Source organism: Streptococcus didelphis DSM 15616 (assembly GCF_000380005.1).
In the GTDB taxonomy this organism is placed as follows: Bacteria; Bacillota; Bacilli; order Lactobacillales; family Streptococcaceae; genus Streptococcus; species Streptococcus didelphis.
In genome coordinates this window covers 1-16,971 of the sequence record NZ_KB904201.1, presented here as the reverse complement: position 1 = coordinate 16,971, position 16,971 = coordinate 1, and the positions used below count along the sequence as shown (strand labels likewise).

Here is a 16,971-nt window from a genome sequence, read left to right as displayed (position 1 = left end):
AGAATTGTGTTACAATAAATAAGAGCCTAGAAAAAAGGTCAGACGCTACTGATTTTTACAGACTAGGTAATATTTCTCATTATTAAAGCGTGGTATTAAAAATGTTATTCTATAGAAGAAAAATATTAAATCTTGCTCTTCCAGCTATGGCAGAAAATATCTTACAGATGTTAATGGGGGTAATTGACAATTATTTGGTTGCACAGATTTCGCTACTTGCAGTATCTGGTGTTGCTATGGCAAACAATATTATCACCGTCTACCAGGCTCTGTTTGTGGCACTTAGCGCAGCTATTTCGAGCTTGGTGGCTAGGAGTGTGGGAGAAAAAGACAGAACTAAATTGTTGAAATATATAGCGGATGCTATTTGGCTAACTATCTTGGTATCTGTCGTCTTAGGTATGATAACTCTTTTATTTGGGGAAATTACCCTTTTAAGTTTAGGAGCTTCTCCACAATTGGCTCAAATGGGGAATCATTATTTTAGGGTTGTTGGAGGTATGATTATTAGTTTAGGTTTGTTGACTACTCTTGGTGCGATTCTTAGGGCTCAAGGTAATGCAAAATTACCCATGCAAGTCAGTCTCTTGGCCAATGTTTTGAATGCTTTTTTATCTGCTCTTTCTATTTATCTCTTAGATTTTGGCATTATGGGGGTGGCTTGGTCCACGGTTATTTCTCGGATGATAGGAATCTTGGTTTTAGCTAGTCGCCTTCCTATCAAAGAAGCTTTCCAAGAAATGAACTTTCATGTGGATAGGGATATCTGGAAGCTTTCTTTGCCTGCTGCAGGGGAACGATTAATGATGAGAATAGGAGATGTCTTAATTCTCATTATTATTGTTAATTTTGGGACTAAGGTTTTAGCTGGAAATGCTATTGGTGAGACCTTGACGCAATTTAATTATATGCCGGGGCTGGGGCTTTCGACAGCAACGGTTATCTTGGTTGCTAGTTTTATCGGGAGTGGGCGTGACAAAGAAGTGCCAAGGTTAATCAAGGAAACCTTTTGCTTAAGTTGTCTCTTGATGCTTGGCCTTGGTTTGTTTACTTATGTTGTAGGACCTTACGTGCTTCCTTTTTTTACGTCCGATAAGCTGGCGCAAGAGTCTAGTATGGTTGTCCTTTTGTTTTCTTTACTGAGTGCTCCAGCGACAGCAGGGACCTTAATTTATACAGCCTTATGGCAGGGGTTGGGAAATACTCGTTTACCTTTTTATGCGACAACTATTGGTATGTGGCTAGTAAGAATCCTGGTGGGTTACTTTTTAGGAATCATACTTAATGCTGGGCTTAGCGGTGTCTGGCTTGCAACTGCCTTGGATAATTTAAGCAGATGGGCTATACTCGGTTATCTTTACAAAAAATATGAAAGAGTTTTCCCATAAAAACCGGGAGCTCTTTTTAGTTTTTTTCAAAAATTCCTTGCAAAGAGTTGTTAATTTTGCTATTATAATATGGTGCTGTAAAAATTACAGCTGTAGCTATGATACGAGAGGTTGCGACACACTCGGTTGCATTGCCACGCAAGAGGTGTTGGTTTTTCTCGAGGAGCTAGCCTATTATCGTAAATAGACGAGAGGAGAAAAGATGGCAAATAAAAAAATCCGTATCCGTTTGAAAGCGTATGAACACCGTACACTTGATACAGCGGCAGAAAAAATCGTTGAGACTGCAACACGTACAGGTGCAACAGTAGCTGGACCGGTTCCACTTCCAACAGAACGTAGTCTTTACACAATTATTCGTGCGACTCATAAATATAAAGATTCTCGCGAACAATTTGAAATGCGTACTCACAAACGTCTTATTGACATTGTGAACCCAACTCAAAAGACTGTAGACGCTCTTATGAAATTGGATTTACCAAGTGGTGTAAACGTAGAAATCAAGCTTTAATCGGTGAGATTTTGCAAGTACAGTTGGTGTTTAATGAAAATTGAACACGAGCTAAACTCTACGTGAAAAAGATAAATCTTCCTCGAAACTGAAGTTTCTGTGTCAGATTTCCTATTTTCATTTTGAGTTTGACGCTCTTTGTATCTTGTTTGGAGCACAAAAAACGCTCGTAAAAAACTTTTTTGAGCACGAAAAACGCTCATAAAAAACTTTTTGAAAAAATTAAGAAAAGGAAATATTTTCTCATGACAAAAGGAATCTTAGGGAAAAAAGTGGGAATGACTCAAATCTTCACTGAATCTGGTGAATTTATCCCTGTTACTGTCATCGAAGCAACTCCAAACGTTGTGCTTCAAGTTAAAACTGTTGAAACAGATGGTTATGAAGCAGTTCAAGTTGGTTTTGACGACAAACGTGAAATCTTGAGTAACAAACCTGCCAAAGGCCATTTAGCTAAAGCTAATACAGCTCCTAAGCGCTTCATCCGTGAATTTAAAAACATTGAAGGCTTAGAAGTTGGTTCAGAAATTACTGTTGAAACTTTCGCAGCTGGAGATATCGTTGATGTAACGGGTACTTCAAAAGGTAAAGGTTTCCAAGGGGTAATCAAACGCCATGGACAATCACGCGGCCCTATGGCCCATGGTTCTCGTTACCACCGTCGTCCAGGTTCAATGGGACCTGTTGCGCCTAACCGTGTTTTCAAAAACAAACACTTGGCAGGCCGTATGGGTGGTAACCGCGTAACAATTCAAAATCTTGAAATTGTACAAGTTATTCCAGAAAAAAACGCTATCTTAATCAAAGGTAACGTACCAGGTGCTAAGAAATCTCTTATCACTATCAAATCAGCAGTTAAAGCTGCTAAATAATAAGAAAGGAGAAAACAGTTAAAATGGCAAACGTAAAACTATTTGACCAAACTGGTAAAGAAGTTAGTTCAGTTGAATTAAACGACGCTATCTTCGGTATCGAACCAAATGAATCAGTTGTTTTTGATGTTGTAATTAGTCAACGTGCTAGTCTACGCCAAGGTACTCACGCGGTTAAAAATCGTTCAGCAGTATCAGGTGGGGGACGTAAACCATGGCGTCAAAAAGGAACTGGACGTGCTCGTCAAGGTTCTATCCGTTCACCACAATGGCGTGGTGGTGGTGTTGTCTTCGGACCAACTCCGCGTTCTTATGGATACAAACTTCCACAAAAAGTTCGTCGCCTTGCTTTGAAATCAGTTTATTCAGCAAAAGTTGCTGATGAAAAATTTGTAGCTGTAGAAAGCCTTTCATTTGCAGCACCAAAAACTGCTGAATTTGCAAAAGTTCTTTCAGCGCTAAGCATCAATTCAAAAGTACTTGTTATCGTTGAAGAAGGTAATGAATTTGCAGCACTTTCTGCTCGTAACCTTCCAAACGTTAAAGTTGCAACTGCAACAACTGCAAGTGTTCTTGATATTGTAAATAGCGATAAACTTCTTGTTACTAAAGAAGCAATCTCTACAATTGAGGAGGTTCTTGCATAATGAATTTGTATGATGTAATCAAAAAGCCTGTAATCACAGAAAAATCAATGATTGCTCTTGAAGCAGGGAAATACACATTTGAAGTTGATACACGTGCACACAAACTTTTAATCAAACAAGCTGTTGAAGCTGCCTTTGAAGGAGTTAAGGTTGCAAGTGTAAGCACTGTGAACGTTAAACCAAAAGCAAAACGCGTTGGTCGTTACACAGGTTTCACTTCAAAAACTAAAAAAGCTATCATCACTCTTACAGCTGATTCTAAAGCAATCGAGTTGTTCGCAGCTGAAGCTGAATAATCTAAGGAGGAAATAACGTGGGTATTAAAGTTTATAAACCAACGACAAATGGCCGTCGTAACATGACTTCTTTGGATTTCGCTGAAATCACAACAAGCACACCTGAGAAATCATTACTTGTTTCTCTAAAAAACAAAGCTGGTCGTAACAACAATGGTCGTATCACAGTTCGTCACCAAGGTGGTGGACACAAACGTCATTACCGTGTGATTGATTTCAAACGTGATAAAGATGCTGTTGAAGCAGTTGTTAAAACTATTGAGTATGATCCAAACCGTACTGCTAATATCGCTCTTGTACATTACACAGACGGTGTTAAAGCTTACATCATCGCCCCTAAAGGTCTTGAAGTAGGTCAACGTATTGTTTCTGGTCCAGATGCAGATATCAAAATTGGTAATGCACTTCCACTAGTAAACATTCCAGTTGGTACAGTTGTTCATAATATTGAGTTGAAGCCTGGTAAAGGTGGAGAACTTGTTCGTGCTGCTGGAGCCTCTGCTCAAGTACTTGGTCAAGAAGGTAAATACGTTCTTGTTCGCCTTCAATCAGGTGAAGTTCGTATGATTCTTGGTACTTGCCGTGCAACTATCGGTACAGTTGGTAATGAGCAACAATCACTTGTTAACATTGGTAAAGCAGGACGTAACCGTTGGAAAGGTATCCGCCCAACAGTTCGTGGTTCTGTAATGAACCCTAACGATCACCCACACGGTGGTGGTGAAGGTAAAGCACCAGTTGGACGTAAAGCGCCATCAACTCCATGGGGTAAACCTGCGCTTGGTCTTAAAACACGTAATAAGAAAGCTAAATCAGATAAACTTATCGTACGTCGTCGTAACGATAAATAATCTATTAGAAAATTACTTATTAAACTTCCGCCAACTCGGTAGTCTATTAAGGCAAGCCGTTGTGGTACACTATTTAAAGGAGAATACTACAAAATGGGACGTAGTCTTAAAAAAGGACCTTTCGTCGATGAGCATTTGATGAAAAAAGTTGAAGCTCAAGCTAAAGACGAAAAGAAAAAAGTTATTAAAACTTGGTCACGTCGTTCAACGATCTTCCCAAGTTTCATCGGATATACAATCGCAGTTTATGATGGCCGTAAACATGTACCTGTTTACATTCAAGAAGATATGGTAGGTCACAAGCTTGGTGAATTTGCACCAACTCGTACTTACAAAGGTCACGCAGCTGACGACAAGAAAACACGTCGTTAATAGGAGGAGGACACAATGGCAGAAATTACTTCAGCTAAAGCAATGGCTCGTACAGTGCGTGTTTCACCTCGTAAAACACGTTTAGTACTTGATCTTATCCGTGGTAAGAAAGTTGCTGATGCAATCGCAATCTTAAAATTCACTCCAAACAAAGCAGCTCGTGTTATTGAGAAAACTCTTAACTCAGCAATTGCAAATGCAGAAAACAATCTTGGTTTGGAAAAAGCTAACTTGGTAGTATCTGAAACATTCGCAAATGAAGGACCAACTATGAAACGTTTCCGTCCACGTGCGAAAGGTTCAGCTTCACCAATCAACAAACGTACAACTCACGTAACTGTAGTTGTATCAGAAAAATAAGGAGGTAAAATCGTGGGTCAAAAAGTACATCCAATTGGTATGCGTGTCGGAATCATCCGTGACTGGGATGCGAAATGGTATGCTGAAAAAGAATACGCGGATTACCTTCATGAAGATCTTTCAATCCGTAAATTCATTCAAAAAGAATTAGCAGAAGCTTCAGTTTCAACAATTGAAATTGAACGTGCTATTAATAAAGTTATTGTTTCACTTCATACTGCTAAACCAGGTATGGTTATCGGTAAAGGTGGAGCAAATGTTGACGCACTTCGTGCTCAACTTAACAAATTAACCGGAAAACAAGTACACATCAACATTATTGAAATCAAATCACCAGATCTTGATGCACACCTTGTTGGTGAAAACATTGCTCGTCAACTTGAGCAACGTGTTGCTTTCCGTCGTGCTCAAAAACAAGCAATTCAACGTACTATGCGTGCAGGAGCTAAAGGTATCAAAACTCAAGTTTCTGGTCGTTTGAATGGTGCGGATATCGCTCGTGCTGAAGGATACTCAGAAGGAACTGTTCCTCTTCATACACTTCGTGCGGATATTGATTACGCTTGGGAAGAAGCAGACACTACATATGGGAAACTTGGTGTTAAAGTTTGGATCTATCGTGGTGAAGTTCTTCCAACTCGTAAAAACACTAAAGGAGGCAAATAACATATGTTAGTACCTAAACGTGTTAAACACCGTCGTGAGTTCCGTGGGAAAATGCGTGGTGAAGCAAAAGGTGGAAAAGAAGTATCATTCGGCGAATATGGTCTTCAAGCTACAACTAGCTCATGGATTACAAACCGTCAAATCGAAGCTGCTCGTATCGCTATGACTCGTTATATGAAGCGTGGTGGTAAAGTTTGGATTAAAATATTCCCTCATAAATCTTATACAGCTAAAGCTATTGGGGTACGTATGGGTTCTGGTAAAGGTGCACCTGAAGGTTGGGTATCACCTGTTAAACGTGGTAAAGTAATGTTTGAAATTGCTGGTGTTTCTGAAGAAGTTGCACGTGAAGCATTTCGCCTTGCTGGGCACAAATTACCAGTTAAAGTAAAATTCGTAAAACGTGAAGCAGAATAAGGAGAAGACATGAAACTTGAAGAAATCAAAAAGTTTGTTGCTGAGCTTCGTGGCTTGTCTCAAGAAGAGCTTGCTAAAAAAGAAAACGAACTCAAAAAAGAACTTTTCGACCTTCGTTTTCAAGCCGCAGCAGGTCAACTTGATCAAAGCGCTCGTTTAAACGAAGTTAAAAAACAAATTGCACGCGTTAAAACTGTGCAATCTGAAATGAAATAATAGATTGGGAAAGGAGAAATTCTAATAATGGAACGTAATCAACGTAGAACCCTTGTTGGACGTGTCGTATCTGACAAGATGGAAAAAACAATCACAGTTGTAGTTGAAACTAAACGTAACCACCCAGTCTATGGTAAACGTATCAACTATTCTAAAAAATATAAAGCGCATGATGAAGAAAATATTGCTAAAGAAGGCGATATCGTACGTATCATGGAAACACGTCCACTATCAGCTACAAAACGCTTCCGTCTTGTAGAAGTATTGGAAAAAGCTGTTATTATCTAATCAAACTAAAAGGAGAAAATTGAAATGATTCAACAAGAAACTCGCTTGAAAGTTGCTGATAATAGCGGTGCTCGTGAGATCTTGACTATCAAAGTTCTTGGTGGTTCAGGACGTAAATTCGCTAACATCGGTGACGTAATCGTTGCTTCTGTAAAACAAGCTACTCCTGGTGGGGCAGTTAAAAAAGGTGATGTTGTGAAAGCAGTTATCGTTCGTACAAAAACTGGTGCACGTCGTCCAGACGGTTCATACATCAAATTTGACGATAATGCCGCAGTAATTATCCGTGATGATAAAACACCTCGCGGAACTCGTATCTTCGGACCAGTTGCACGTGAATTACGTGAAGGTGGCTACATGAAGATCGTTTCACTGGCACCAGAAGTACTTTAATTTTTAAAAAAATTAAACAAACTAAGTCCCCTAGCTTTAATACTAGGGTGCCCATAAGGGCGTAAGAAATTAATAGGAGAAACCCAGAATGTTTGTAAAAAAAGGCGACAAAGTTCGCGTAATTGCTGGTAAGGACAAAGGCACTGAAGCTGTTGTTCTTAAAGCACTTCCAAAAGTTAACAAAGTTGTAGTTGAAGGTGTTGCTATGATGAAAAAACACCAAAAACCTAACAATGAAAACCCTCAAGGGGCTATCGTAGAAAAAGAAGCTCCAATCCATGTATCAAACGTACAAGTACTTGATAAAAATGGTGTAGCAGGACGTGTTGGTTACAAAGTTGTTGACGGGAAAAAAGTTCGTTACAGCAAAAAATCAGGCGAAGTGCTTGATTAATCACGAAGGAAAGGAGAAGCATAATGGCAAATCGTTTAAAAGAAAAATATACTAACGAAGTAATTCCTGCATTGTCAGAGAAATTCAGTTATACAACAGTTATGGCAGTGCCAAAAGTTGAGAAAATTGTTCTTAACATGGGTGTTGGTGATGCAGTATCAAACGCAAAAAATCTTGAAAAAGCTGCTGCAGAATTAGAGCTTATTTCAGGACAAAAACCACTTATTACTAAAGCTAAGAAATCTATCGCTGGCTTCCGTCTTCGTGAAGGTGTTGCGATCGGTGCGAAAGTCACACTTCGTGGCGAACGTATGTACGAATTCTTAGACAAATTAGTTAGCGTTTCACTTCCTCGTGTTCGTGACTTCCATGGTGTTCCAACAAAATCATTTGATGGACGTGGAAACTACACACTTGGTGTGAAAGAACAACTTATCTTCCCAGAAATCAACTTCGATGATGTTGATAAAGTACGTGGTCTTGATATTGTAATCGTCACTACTGCAAATACTGACGAAGAATCACGTGAATTGCTTAAAGGCCTTGGAATGCCTTTTGCAAAATAATAGGGGGTAAATAAATTGGCTAAAAAATCTATGATTGCTAAGAACAAACGTCCTGCGAAATTCTCTACGCAAGCTTATACACGCTGTGAAAAATGTGGACGTCCACATTCAGTTTACCGCAAATTCAAACTTTGCCGTGTTTGCTTCCGTGAGTTGGCTTACAAGGGTCAAATTCCAGGTGTTGTTAAGGCTTCTTGGTAAAAAATGATAAAAAGAGCGTAGCGGACAAAGTGAAAATTAGAAACTCTGACGAAGAACGCTTACGTTCCAGGAGGGTTTAGCTTTGCCACATAGGCCGCAACTCGTGTTCAAACAAGCTTTTGGCTTAGTTGAACAAGCTGCCCAGTCGGGTAACATTAACTAGCAAGTGATGTAATCAAACTACTAGTAAGAGGAGAAAATATAAAATGGTTATGACTGACCCAATTGCAGACTTTTTAACACGTATTCGTAATGCTAATCAAGTAAAACACGAAATGTTAGAAGTACCTGCATCAAACATCAAAAAAGGGATTGCAGAAATCCTTAAACGTGAAGGTTTTGTAAAAAATGTTGAAGTTATTGAAGACGATAAGCAAGGTATCATTCGTGTATTCCTTAAATATGGTCAAAATGGCGAACGTGTTATTACTAACTTAAAACGTATTTCAAAACCGGGACTTCGTGTTTACACAAAACGTGAAGATGTTCCTAAAGTTCTTAACGGACTTGGAATTGCTATTATTTCAACTTCAGAAGGTATAATCACTGATAAAGAAGCTCGCCAAAAAAATGTTGGTGGAGAAGTACTAGCTTACGTTTGGTAAAATTATGATACAAAAGCCGTAAAGAACAATCTAAAATAGATAAACTATTTTAGATGGTAGTTCTTCAGCTGTGTTCGAATATGAACACAATCATCTAGCAAACGTAAATGAACTAATTGAACACGGGCTAAAGTCTGTGTGAAAAAGAAAAATTTTTCTAGAAACCTTGGTTTCATAGTAAACTTTCCTATTTTCACTTTGCCTTTTTCGCCCTTAGTATCTTAGTTCACCCCGTGAAAACTAGTCGCCTAGCGGCTTGATAATTTAACAGGAGAAAAAACATGTCACGTATTGGTAATAAAGTAATTACTATGCCTGCAGGTGTTGAAATTAGTAACAATAATGGTGTTGTTACTGTAAAAGGCCCTAAAGGCGAACTCACTCGTGAGTTCAATAAAAACATTGAAATCAAAATTGAAGGAACTGAGATTACTCTTAGCCGTCCAAACGATTCAAAAGAAATGAAAACAATCCATGGTACAAGTCGTGCCAACCTAAACAATATGGTTGTTGGTGTTTCTGAAGGTTTCAAAAAAGAACTTGAAATGCGCGGTGTTGGTTACCGTGCCCAATTACAAGGAACTAAATTAGTTCTTTCAGTTGGTAAATCTCACCAAGATGAAGTGGAAGCTCCAGAAGGAATTACTTTCACTGTTGCTAATCCAACTTCTATCGCTGTTGAAGGTATTAACAAAGAGGTTGTTGGCCAAACTGCTGCTTACATCCGTAGCCTCCGTTCACCAGAACCATATAAAGGTAAAGGTATTCGTTACGTTGGTGAATTTGTACGCCGTAAAGAAGGTAAAACTGGTAAATAATAGTTGCTTAGAGTTGATTGGATTTTTCTATGAGACTCTCTCAACCTATTTTCTAGTTTTTGCTCAATAAACTTAAAAAATTAAGAGGTGAAAATTGTGATTTCAAAACCAGATAAAAATAAAATCCGCCAAAAACGCCATCGTCGTGTACGCGGTAAACTCTCTGGAACTGCAGAACGCCCACGTTTGAACATTTTCCGTTCTAATACAGGCATCTACGCTCAAGTAATTGATGACGTAGCGGGTGTAACGCTCGCAAGCGCATCAACTCTTGATAAAGACGTTTCTAAAGGAACTAAAACTGAACAAGCCGTTGTAGTCGGTAAACTTGTTGCTGAACGTGCAGTGGCTAAAGGTATTTCTGAAGTGGTGTTTGACCGCGGTGGATATCTCTATCACGGACGTGTAAAAGCTTTGGCTGATGCAGCTCGTGAAAACGGATTGAAATTCTAATAGGGAGGACACAAAATAATGGCATTTAAAGATAATGCAGTTGAACTTGAAGAACGCGTAGTTGCAATTAATCGTGTTACAAAAGTTGTAAAAGGTGGACGTCGTCTTCGTTTTGCTGCTCTTGTAGTTGTAGGTGATGGTAATGGTCGTGTTGGATTCGGAACTGGTAAAGCTCAAGAAGTACCAGAAGCTATTCGTAAAGCAGTAGAAGCTGCTAAGAAGAGCATGATTGAAGTACCAATGGTTGGGACAACAATTCCTCATGAAGTTTTCACAAACTTTGGTGGAGCAAAAGTATTGTTGAAACCAGCAGTAGAAGGTTCTGGAGTTGCCGCAGGTGGTGCAGTTCGTGCCGTTGTGGAATTAGCAGGTATTGCTGATATTACTTCAAAATCTCTAGGTTCTAATACACCAATCAACATTGTTCGTGCAACTGTTGAAGGACTAAAACAACTTAAACGTGCAGAAGAAGTTGCCGCACTCCGTGGCGTTTCAGTTTCTGACTTAGTATAAGAAAGGGGATTATAATGGCTCAAATTAAAATTACTTTGACTAAGTCTCCAATCGGACGTAAGCCAGAGCAACGTAAAACTGTTACAGCTCTTGGACTTGGTAAATTGAATTCTTCAGTTGTTAAAGAAGATAATGCTGCTATCCGTGGTATGGTTACAGCAATTTCACATTTAGTTACTGTAGAAGACGTTAAATAAAAACTTATTAAGTCGCAAGGGAAAAACTTTGCGGCTTAAAATCGATAATATGTATAGGCGAGTTTCTATGGGGAGCCCTTTCCCCTCATAGAGGCGCTAGCATTTTACAAAAAAGGAGAAAAAATGAAACTTCATGAATTAAAAGCTGCTGAAGGCTCACGTAAAGTACGTAATCGCGTAGGACGTGGTTCATCATCAGGTAATGGTAAAACATCTGGACGCGGACAAAAAGGTCAAAAATCACGTAGTGGTGGTGGCGTTCGTTTAGGTTTTGAAGGTGGACAAACACCATTGTTCCGTCGCATGCCAAAACGTGGATTCTCAAACATCAACGCTAAAGAGTACGCTCTTGTAAACCTTGAACAATTAAACGTTTTTGAAGATGGTACAGAAGTAACACCAGTTGTTCTTAAAGACGCTGGTATTGTTCGTGCTGAAAAATCAGGCGTTAAAATTCTTGGTAACGGCGAATTGACTAAAAAGTTGACTGTTAAAGCAGCTAAATTCTCAAAATCTGCTGAAGCAGCAATTACTGCTAAAGGTGGTTCAATCGAAGTCATCTAATGAGGGGTAACTCATTATGTTCTTAAAAATACTTAAAGATGCACTGAAAATAAAGAATGTCAGAAATAAAATTTTCTATACAATCTTTATTATTCTAGTATTTCGAATCGGGACTCATATCACAGTTCCTGGAGTAAATGCAAAAAGCTTAGAGCAATTAAGTGAACTTCCCTTTCTAAACATGCTGAATCTGGTTAGTGGTAATGCTATGAGAAACTTCTCAGTTTTCTCTATGGGAGTTAGTCCCTACATTACTGCTTCCATTGTTGTTCAGTTGTTACAAATGGATATTCTGCCAAAATTTGTTGAATGGGGCAAACAAGGTGAGGTTGGTCGTCGTAAGTTAAATCAAGCGACACGTTATATCTCACTTGGGCTTGCATTTGTTCAATCAATAGGAATAACAGCAGGATTTAATACATTATCTAGTGTTGCCTTAGTTAAGACACCTAATGTAAAAACTTATCTGCTTATCGGCGCTTTGCTTACAACAGGAAGTGTTATTGTGACCTGGCTTGGTGAGCAAATCACAGATAAAGGTTTTGGAAATGGCGTATCAATGATTATCTTTGCAGGTATCATTTCATCTATTCCAAATGCAATTGCAACAATTCACGAAGATTATTTTGTTAACATTACATCCGGCGATAAACAAACTTCTTATATCATCGTAGGTATCTTAATCTTAGCTGTCTTGGCAGTTGTATTCTTTACAACATTTGTTCAACAAGCGGAATACAAAATCCCAATTCAATATACAAAACTTGTTCAAGGAGCACCAACAAGTTCATACCTTCCTTTAAAAGTTAATCCAGCTGGAGTTATTCCAGTTATCTTTGCCAGCTCGATTACGACAATCCCAAGTACGATCATACCTTTTGTTCAAAATGGTCGAGATATTCCCTGGTTACAAAAATTACAGGAAGTCTTCAACTATCAAACTCCAACCGGAATGGTAGTTTACGCTATCCTCATTATCTTGTTCTCTTTCTTCTATACATTTGTACAGGTAAATCCTGAGAAAACAGCTGAAAATTTACAGAAGAATTCTTCTTACATTCCAAGCGTTAGACCAGGACGAGAAACAGAACAATATATGTCATCGGTACTAAAAAAATTAGCAACCGTTGGGTCAATTTTCTTAGCCTTCATATCTCTTGCACCTATTGCAGCACAACAAGTTCTTAATCTATCCTCAGGTATTGCCTTAGGTGGAACAAGCTTGCTTATCTTGATTTCAACAGGTATTGAAGGAATGAAACAACTTGAAGGTTACCTTCTAAAGAGAAAATATATTGGATTTATAAATACAGCAGAATAGAATATAGGTTGACAGTGTCAACCTACTATTTTGTTTTTTGGTGATAATAAGAATTTTACATCTCTTATTATCAGTTGAGAACAAAAATCAAAAAATGAGATGCTTCATTTTATCTACGAAAGTCAAAGAGGAGACGAACATGAACCTACTAATTATGGGCCTTCCAGGTGCAGGAAAAGGGACACAGGCCGCAAAAATCGTTGAAGAATTCAATGTTATTCATATTTCTACCGGAGATATGTTCCGCGCTGCCATGGCTAATAAAACAGAAATGGGCCTTTTAGCCAAATCATATATTGATAAAGGGGATTTAGTACCTGATGAAGTAACTAATGGTATTGTCAAAGAACGCTTAGCGCAAGCTGATGTTAAAGAAAAAGGCTTCTTACTTGATGGCTATCCAAGAACTATTGATCAAGCCCATGCTCTAGATGCTGCCCTAAAAGAATTAGGTCAAAAATTGGATGGTGTTATCAATATTGATGTTCAACCAGACTCTCTAGTGGAACGCCTAAGTGGTCGTATTATCAATAAAAAAACAGGGGAAACCTTCCACAAGTTATTTAACCCACCAAAGGGTAATTATGATGAGAACGAATATTATCAAAGAGAAGATGATAAACCTGAAACTGTTAAACGTCGTTTAGATGTTAACATTGCTCAAGGTCAACCAATCTTAGAACATTATCGTAATCTTGGACTTGTTCGTGATATTGAAGGCAACCAAGACATTTCAGATGTTTTTGCTGAAATTAAAGAAGCTATCGTAAAGCTATAACAAAAATAAAGAAATAGCTTGCGAAACTTGAATTGACATGCTATAATAGGCTAGTCTGACTTATAATTGTTACCTCTGTATTCAGAGGACATCAAATCGAAATTTAGGGGGTACTTTTGCGTGGCAAAAGAAGACGTGATTGAAATTGAAGGTAAGGTTGTTGAAACTATGCCAAATGCAATGTTTACTGTTGAATTAGAAAATGGACATCAAATTCTAGCAACTGTTTCAGGAAAAATCCGTAAAAATTACATTCGTATTTTAGTAGGTGATCGTGTAACAGTAGAAATGAGCCCATATGACTTAACACGTGGACGCATCACATACCGCTTTAAATAATCGAAATAATTGGAGGGATTAAACATGAAGGTAAGACCATCGGTTAAACCAATTTGCGAATACTGTAAAGTAATTCGTCGTAACGGTCGTGTTATGGTGATTTGTCCAACAAATCCAAAACACAAACAACGTCAAGGATAATATAGAAAGGAGAAAAAATGGCTCGTATAGCTGGAGTTGATATTCCAAATGATAAACGCGTAGTAATTTCACTTACTTATGTTTACGGAATTGGTCTTGCAACATCACAAAAAATCTTAAAAGCTGCTGGTATCTCAGAAGATATCCGTGTTAAAGATTTAACATCAGATCAAGAAGATGCAATCCGTCGTGAAATCGATTCAATCAAAGTTGAAGGTGACCTTCGTCGCGAAGTAAACTTGAACATTAAACGTTTGATGGAAATCGGTTCATACCGTGGAATTCGTCACCGTCGTGGACTTCCTGTCCGTGGACAAAACACAAAAAACAATGCTCGTACTCGCAAAGGTAAAGCTACTGCGATTGCAGGTAAGAAAAAATAATATAGGAGGTAAAAAAATTGGCTAAACCAACACGTAAACGTCGTGTGAAAAAGAACATCGAATCTGGTGTTGCCCATATTCACGCTACATTTAATAACACTATTGTTATGATTACAGATGTTCACGGTAATGCTCTTGCATGGTCATCAGCTGGTGCTCTTGGTTTCAAAGGATCTCGTAAATCAACACCTTTTGCTGCCCAAATGGCTGCTGAAGCTGCTGCGAAATCTGCACAAGAACACGGACTAAAAACTGTTGAAGTTACTGTAAAAGGTCCTGGTTCAGGTCGTGAATCAGCTATTCGTGCACTTGCTGCTGCAGGTCTTGAAGTAACTGCAATTCGTGACGTGACTCCTGTACCACATAACGGTGCTCGTCCTCCAAAACGTCGTCGTGTATAATCGTAATTACTAATAGTACACAAGTTTCGTTTCGAGGGGTGAAAAAATGATTGAGTTTGAAAAACCAATAATAACAAAAATTGATGAAAATAAAGATTACGGTAGATTTGTAATCGAACCACTAGAACGTGGTTACGGTACAACTCTAGGTAATTCACTTCGTCGCGTACTCTTGTCATCACTTCCAGGTGCGGCAGTAACATCAATTAAGATTGATGGAGTACTACACGAATTTGATACAATCCCAGGTGTACGTGAAGATGTTATGCAAATTATCCTTAACTTAAAGGGACTTGCAGTAAAATCTTACGTAGAAGACGAAAAGATGATCGAACTAGACGTAGAAGGACCAGCAGAGGTTACAGCTGGAGATATCCTAACTGATAGCGACATTGAACTTGTTAACCCAGATCATTATCTCTTTACTATCGCAGAAGGTCATTCATTAAGAGCGACTATGACAGTTGCTAAAAAACGTGGCTATGTTCCTGCTGAAGGTAATAAAAAAGATGATGCACCTGTTGGAACATTGGCGATTGATTCTATCTATACGCCAGTAAAAAAAGTTAATTATCAAGTTGAACCTGCCCGTGTTGGTAGTAACGATGGCTTTGATAAATTAACCATTGAAATCATGACAAATGGGACAATCATTCCTGAAGATGCATTAGGTCTATCTGCTCGAGTTCTCATCGAACATTTAAATCTCTTTACAGACTTGACTGAAGTTGCTAAGGCAACAGATGTTATGAAAGAGACAGAGAAAGTTAATGATGAAAAAGTACTTGATCGCACAATTGAGGAACTTGATTTATCTGTACGCTCTTATAACTGCTTAAAACGTGCAGGAATTAATACTGTATTTGATTTAACAGAAAAATCTGAGCCTGAAATGATGAAAGTCCGTAACTTAGGACGTAAGAGCCTTGAAGAAGTTAAGGTAAAACTTGCTGATCTAGGTCTCGGACTAAAAAACGATAAATAATATAGGAGGACAAAATGGCTTACCGTAAACTAGGACGCACTAGCTCACAACGTAAAGCAATGCTTCGTGATTTAACGACAGATCTTTTGATCAACGAATCTATTGTAACTACTGAAGCACGTGCAAAAGAAATCCGTAAAACAGTTGAAAAAATGATTACACTAGGTAAACGTGGTGATCTTCATGCTCGTCGTCAAGCAGCTGCTTATGTACGTAATGAAATTGCATCAGAAAACTATGATGAAGCTACTGATAAATACACATCAACTTCAGCTCTTCAAAAACTTTTCTCTGAAATTGCACCTCGTTATGCTGAACGTAATGGTGGATACACACGTATTCTTAAAACAGAACCACGCCGTGGAGATGCTGCTCCAATGGCAATTATTGAATTAGTTTAATTTTTATCAATTTTGTTGAGTGTTATGATGATGGAATAACTATAGTTATTCTTAGTCTAGCTCTGGTCTACCGCTAGGATCCTTCCTAGCGGGAACACTCATCATATTGTTAGTAGTAACGCTTGTTTACGAAATAGTTCTATGATTAGAATTACTTCGTAAGCAGGCGTTTTGTTGCCATTATACAGAAAGAGAAAAATCGCTTAAAGGCCATTTTAAGCTTAGAAATCAAAAAGTTAGGCTTTATCTTGTCTTCCTATCTATAAAATTGCTCTAAAAGCATTTTATGAAGAAATAGAGTGCTTTAAAAGGTATTGACTCATACGAACCAGTATTAGTTACACAACTTACGGAGGAAAAATTATCATTTACTGGTATCCTTTATTTTACAGAGTCTATTGTGATGGTTTATTTCCCTATTTTAAATAAATTTTAGGTTTTGAGAAATTTAATTCAAAAAAAGTATTGACAAAGGATCAAAAAGTCGCTATACTGATAAAGTTGTCGGAAAAGGAATTCCTCCTTTACAGATGATAAAGCAAAAAAAAGCTGTTGACAAGTCACAGAAGATTTGCTAGAATAAAGAAGTTGTCTCGTAAGAGAAGAAGACCTTTGAGAACTGAATAAGACGAAC

General features: G+C 38.2%; 30 protein-coding genes. All 30 read left to right on the top strand.

Going from position 1 to position 16,971, the window contains the following annotated elements:
• Nucleotides 1-101: 101 nt before the first annotated feature.
• The 30 genes from A3GU_RS0109040 to rplQ all read left to right on the top strand — a co-directional run bounded on the left by A3GU_RS0109040 (nucleotide 102) and on the right by rplQ (nucleotide 16,337).
• Nucleotides 102-1,388, top strand: a complete 1,287-nt coding sequence (locus tag A3GU_RS0109040) for an MATE family efflux transporter (RefSeq protein WP_018367205.1) — start codon at nucleotides 102-104, stop codon at nucleotides 1,386-1,388.
• A gap of 202 nt (nucleotides 1,389-1,590) precedes the next feature.
• Nucleotides 1,591-1,899: a 30S ribosomal protein S10 gene (rpsJ, locus tag A3GU_RS0109035; RefSeq protein ID WP_003046044.1), complete on the top strand. Its 309-nt coding sequence runs from the start codon at nucleotides 1,591-1,593 to the stop codon at nucleotides 1,897-1,899.
• Nucleotides 1,900-2,144: 245 nt separating this feature from the next.
• On the top strand, nucleotides 2,145-2,771 hold the full coding sequence (gene rplC / locus A3GU_RS0109030; protein WP_018367204.1) for a 50S ribosomal protein L3: 627 nt from the start codon (nucleotides 2,145-2,147) through the stop codon (nucleotides 2,769-2,771).
• Between the two features lie 23 nt (nucleotides 2,772-2,794).
• Nucleotides 2,795-3,418, top strand: a complete 624-nt coding sequence (rplD, locus tag A3GU_RS0109025) for a 50S ribosomal protein L4 (protein ID WP_018367203.1) — start codon at nucleotides 2,795-2,797, stop codon at nucleotides 3,416-3,418.
• A complete protein-coding gene (locus A3GU_RS0109020; RefSeq protein ID WP_018367202.1) occupies nucleotides 3,418-3,714 on the top strand; it encodes a 50S ribosomal protein L23 in 297 nt (98 codons plus the stop codon). Before rplD ends, A3GU_RS0109020 begins: the two co-directional genes overlap by 1 nt.
• 17 nt (nucleotides 3,715-3,731) lie before the next feature.
• Nucleotides 3,732-4,565 carry a 50S ribosomal protein L2 gene (gene rplB, locus A3GU_RS0109015; protein WP_018367201.1) on the top strand — a complete coding sequence of 278 codons (834 nt, stop codon included), beginning with the start codon at nucleotides 3,732-3,734 and terminating at the stop codon, nucleotides 4,563-4,565.
• Nucleotides 4,566-4,658: 93 nt separating this feature from the next.
• Complete coding sequence (gene rpsS, locus A3GU_RS0109010; RefSeq protein WP_008087547.1) at nucleotides 4,659-4,937, top strand: 30S ribosomal protein S19; 279 nt, start codon at nucleotides 4,659-4,661, stop codon at nucleotides 4,935-4,937.
• A gap of 15 nt (nucleotides 4,938-4,952) precedes the next feature.
• Nucleotides 4,953-5,297 carry a 50S ribosomal protein L22 gene (gene rplV / locus A3GU_RS0109005; RefSeq protein WP_018367200.1) on the top strand — a complete coding sequence of 115 codons (345 nt, stop codon included), beginning with the start codon at nucleotides 4,953-4,955 and terminating at the stop codon, nucleotides 5,295-5,297.
• 12 nt (nucleotides 5,298-5,309) lie between these two features.
• The gene (gene rpsC, locus A3GU_RS0109000) at nucleotides 5,310-5,963 is read left to right on the top strand and encodes a 30S ribosomal protein S3 (protein WP_018367199.1); all 654 of its coding nucleotides are present in this window, start codon (nucleotides 5,310-5,312) and stop codon (nucleotides 5,961-5,963) included.
• Nucleotides 5,964-5,966: 3 nt separating this feature from the next.
• Nucleotides 5,967-6,380 (top strand): 50S ribosomal protein L16, encoded by a 414-nt coding sequence (gene rplP, locus A3GU_RS0108995; protein ID WP_003086024.1) that lies wholly within the window; start codon nucleotides 5,967-5,969, stop codon nucleotides 6,378-6,380.
• A 9-nt stretch (nucleotides 6,381-6,389) separates the two neighbouring features.
• Nucleotides 6,390-6,596 (top strand): 50S ribosomal protein L29, encoded by a 207-nt coding sequence (gene rpmC / locus A3GU_RS0108990; RefSeq protein WP_018367198.1) that lies wholly within the window; start codon nucleotides 6,390-6,392, stop codon nucleotides 6,594-6,596.
• Nucleotides 6,597-6,623: 27 nt separating this feature from the next.
• Nucleotides 6,624-6,884 (top strand): 30S ribosomal protein S17, encoded by a 261-nt coding sequence (rpsQ, locus tag A3GU_RS0108985; protein ID WP_018367197.1) that lies wholly within the window; start codon nucleotides 6,624-6,626, stop codon nucleotides 6,882-6,884.
• A 24-nt stretch (nucleotides 6,885-6,908) separates the two neighbouring features.
• The gene (gene rplN / locus A3GU_RS0108980) at nucleotides 6,909-7,277 is read left to right on the top strand and encodes a 50S ribosomal protein L14 (protein ID WP_000615920.1); all 369 of its coding nucleotides are present in this window, start codon (nucleotides 6,909-6,911) and stop codon (nucleotides 7,275-7,277) included.
• Nucleotides 7,278-7,365: 88 nt separating this feature from the next.
• On the top strand, nucleotides 7,366-7,671 hold the full coding sequence (gene rplX / locus A3GU_RS0108975) for a 50S ribosomal protein L24 (protein WP_018367196.1): 306 nt from the start codon (nucleotides 7,366-7,368) through the stop codon (nucleotides 7,669-7,671).
• A gap of 23 nt (nucleotides 7,672-7,694) precedes the next feature.
• Nucleotides 7,695-8,237: a 50S ribosomal protein L5 gene (gene rplE, locus A3GU_RS0108970; RefSeq protein WP_018367195.1), complete on the top strand. Its 543-nt coding sequence runs from the start codon at nucleotides 7,695-7,697 to the stop codon at nucleotides 8,235-8,237.
• 15 nt (nucleotides 8,238-8,252) lie between these two features.
• Nucleotides 8,253-8,438: a type Z 30S ribosomal protein S14 gene (locus A3GU_RS0108965; protein ID WP_018367194.1), complete on the top strand. Its 186-nt coding sequence runs from the start codon at nucleotides 8,253-8,255 to the stop codon at nucleotides 8,436-8,438.
• 206 nt (nucleotides 8,439-8,644) lie between these two features.
• The gene (rpsH, locus tag A3GU_RS0108960) at nucleotides 8,645-9,043 is read left to right on the top strand and encodes a 30S ribosomal protein S8 (protein ID WP_018367193.1); all 399 of its coding nucleotides are present in this window, start codon (nucleotides 8,645-8,647) and stop codon (nucleotides 9,041-9,043) included.
• 281 nt (nucleotides 9,044-9,324) lie between these two features.
• Complete coding sequence (gene rplF, locus A3GU_RS0108955) at nucleotides 9,325-9,861, top strand: 50S ribosomal protein L6 (RefSeq protein ID WP_018367192.1); 537 nt, start codon at nucleotides 9,325-9,327, stop codon at nucleotides 9,859-9,861.
• Nucleotides 9,862-9,957: 96 nt separating this feature from the next.
• Nucleotides 9,958-10,314 (top strand): 50S ribosomal protein L18, encoded by a 357-nt coding sequence (rplR, locus tag A3GU_RS0108950; RefSeq protein ID WP_026216505.1) that lies wholly within the window; start codon nucleotides 9,958-9,960, stop codon nucleotides 10,312-10,314.
• A gap of 18 nt (nucleotides 10,315-10,332) precedes the next feature.
• Nucleotides 10,333-10,827: a 30S ribosomal protein S5 gene (gene rpsE / locus A3GU_RS0108945; protein WP_018367190.1), complete on the top strand. Its 495-nt coding sequence runs from the start codon at nucleotides 10,333-10,335 to the stop codon at nucleotides 10,825-10,827.
• Nucleotides 10,828-10,841: 14 nt separating this feature from the next.
• Nucleotides 10,842-11,024 (top strand): 50S ribosomal protein L30, encoded by a 183-nt coding sequence (gene rpmD / locus A3GU_RS0108940; protein WP_018367189.1) that lies wholly within the window; start codon nucleotides 10,842-10,844, stop codon nucleotides 11,022-11,024.
• Between the two features lie 123 nt (nucleotides 11,025-11,147).
• A complete protein-coding gene (rplO, locus tag A3GU_RS0108935; protein ID WP_018367188.1) occupies nucleotides 11,148-11,588 on the top strand; it encodes a 50S ribosomal protein L15 in 441 nt (146 codons plus the stop codon).
• 16 nt (nucleotides 11,589-11,604) lie between these two features.
• Complete coding sequence (gene secY / locus A3GU_RS0108930) at nucleotides 11,605-12,909, top strand: preprotein translocase subunit SecY (RefSeq protein WP_018367187.1); 1,305 nt, start codon at nucleotides 11,605-11,607, stop codon at nucleotides 12,907-12,909.
• A gap of 139 nt (nucleotides 12,910-13,048) precedes the next feature.
• Complete coding sequence (locus A3GU_RS0108925) at nucleotides 13,049-13,687, top strand: adenylate kinase (RefSeq protein WP_018367186.1); 639 nt, start codon at nucleotides 13,049-13,051, stop codon at nucleotides 13,685-13,687.
• Between the two features lie 120 nt (nucleotides 13,688-13,807).
• Nucleotides 13,808-14,026 carry a translation initiation factor IF-1 gene (gene infA, locus A3GU_RS0108920; RefSeq protein WP_001040189.1) on the top strand — a complete coding sequence of 73 codons (219 nt, stop codon included), beginning with the start codon at nucleotides 13,808-13,810 and terminating at the stop codon, nucleotides 14,024-14,026.
• 24 nt (nucleotides 14,027-14,050) lie between these two features.
• Nucleotides 14,051-14,167, top strand: coding sequence for a 50S ribosomal protein L36 (gene rpmJ, locus A3GU_RS10140; RefSeq protein ID WP_000868345.1), 117 nt, complete (start codon nucleotides 14,051-14,053; stop codon nucleotides 14,165-14,167).
• 17 nt (nucleotides 14,168-14,184) lie between these two features.
• A complete protein-coding gene (rpsM, locus tag A3GU_RS0108915; RefSeq protein WP_018367185.1) occupies nucleotides 14,185-14,550 on the top strand; it encodes a 30S ribosomal protein S13 in 366 nt (121 codons plus the stop codon).
• 17 nt (nucleotides 14,551-14,567) lie between these two features.
• Nucleotides 14,568-14,951, top strand: a complete 384-nt coding sequence (rpsK, locus tag A3GU_RS0108910) for a 30S ribosomal protein S11 (RefSeq protein ID WP_001118387.1) — start codon at nucleotides 14,568-14,570, stop codon at nucleotides 14,949-14,951.
• Between the two features lie 46 nt (nucleotides 14,952-14,997).
• Nucleotides 14,998-15,936: a DNA-directed RNA polymerase subunit alpha gene (locus A3GU_RS0108905; RefSeq protein ID WP_018367184.1), complete on the top strand. Its 939-nt coding sequence runs from the start codon at nucleotides 14,998-15,000 to the stop codon at nucleotides 15,934-15,936.
• A 14-nt stretch (nucleotides 15,937-15,950) separates the two neighbouring features.
• Nucleotides 15,951-16,337 (top strand): 50S ribosomal protein L17, encoded by a 387-nt coding sequence (rplQ, locus tag A3GU_RS0108900; protein ID WP_003104597.1) that lies wholly within the window; start codon nucleotides 15,951-15,953, stop codon nucleotides 16,335-16,337.
• The last annotated feature ends 634 nt before the right edge of the window (nucleotides 16,338-16,971 follow it).